Source organism: Bartonella sp. TT119HLJHH (assembly GCF_042193385.1).
Classification (GTDB): domain Bacteria; phylum Pseudomonadota; class Alphaproteobacteria; order Rhizobiales; family Rhizobiaceae; genus Bartonella.
Genome location: NZ_JBHILS010000104.1, coordinates 1 through 1005 on the forward strand (window position 1 = coordinate 1; position 1005 = coordinate 1005).

General features: G+C 44.4%; 2 protein-coding genes. Both read left to right on the forward strand.

Annotated elements, in window-relative coordinates; genetic code table 11:
* The coding region (locus tag ACFIJL_RS09530; RefSeq protein ID WP_375624473.1) for a lysozyme at positions 1 to 540 on the forward strand (540 nt) is incomplete at its 5' end.
* Complete coding sequence (locus tag ACFIJL_RS09535; RefSeq protein ID WP_375612675.1) at positions 537 to 764, forward strand: hypothetical protein; 228 nt, start codon at positions 537 to 539, stop codon at positions 762 to 764. The genes ACFIJL_RS09530 and ACFIJL_RS09535, both read left to right, overlap by 4 nt.
* Positions 765 to 1005: the final 241 nt, after the last annotated feature.

Consider the following 1005-nt stretch of genomic DNA (forward strand, 5'->3'; position numbering starts at 1 on the left):
CACCCCCTTGTCAAAAAAGGCATGTGTATTAGCCAAGAGCAAGCAGAAGAAATCCTTTGTAAAGACTTAAAGCAATTTGAGAAGACGGTAGAAGAATCGGTTACGGTTTCGTTAACGGATTGCCAATTCGCGGCATTGGTCTCGTTTTGCTATAATGTAGGAACCGCTGCTTTTTGCAAGTCAACCTTGTTGAAGAAGCTTAATCAAGGGGATTATGAAGCCGTACCCTTAGAGTTACAGAAATGGAATAAGGTGGGTGGGAAGCCTCTTGCTGGTTTAGCCAACCGTCGAGCAGCAGAAGCAGGATTATGGGCAAAAGGGTCTTATGTCTCTTCGAATTATCAAAGGGTAGAAACGAAAACGGCAACCGGACTTCTTAAAATAGAAGCACTTGCCCCGCTTATAGGGTCTTGTTCTGGTTTTGGCGGCTTGTTAGCAGGCAATGGACCGGTGCAATGGGCATTAGCAGGCATGATGGTTTTAGCGGCTGTAACGGGCATAGTGATTGTCGCCAAGCGGTTTCGGGAGCAACGCTTATGATTTTTTGGCTAAAGAAATATTCTCTGATGTTTACAGCGGCTTTAGCCGTTTTTTTTATGGCTTTAGCCAAGGCGTTTCAGCTTGGCAAGCAAAGCGAACGGCAAAAGCAAACAGAGAATGCTTTAAAGACAGCAACAACGCGGCTTGAGGTAGAAAATGAAGTTAATCAAAAAAGTGATGCTGGTGTGCGCTCTGAACTTTCTCGTTGGGTGCGCGGCAAATAGGTCTGTTTCTTGTGGTGGCTGGTTGCCCATTTATTTGGATAATCAGGATGTTGCGGTCATCAGTTCCAACCTTGCAAGAGATATTTTGAAGCATAACAAGCAGGGAGCCCATTTATGTGGTTGGAAAGATGGTCAAGAAACGAAGCAGCAAAGATAAAGATCTTACAGAAAAAGAACAACAGCTCCTTCACGAGATGATAGAGACCTATCAAGGCTTAAAGATGATGTCACGCATCATGAA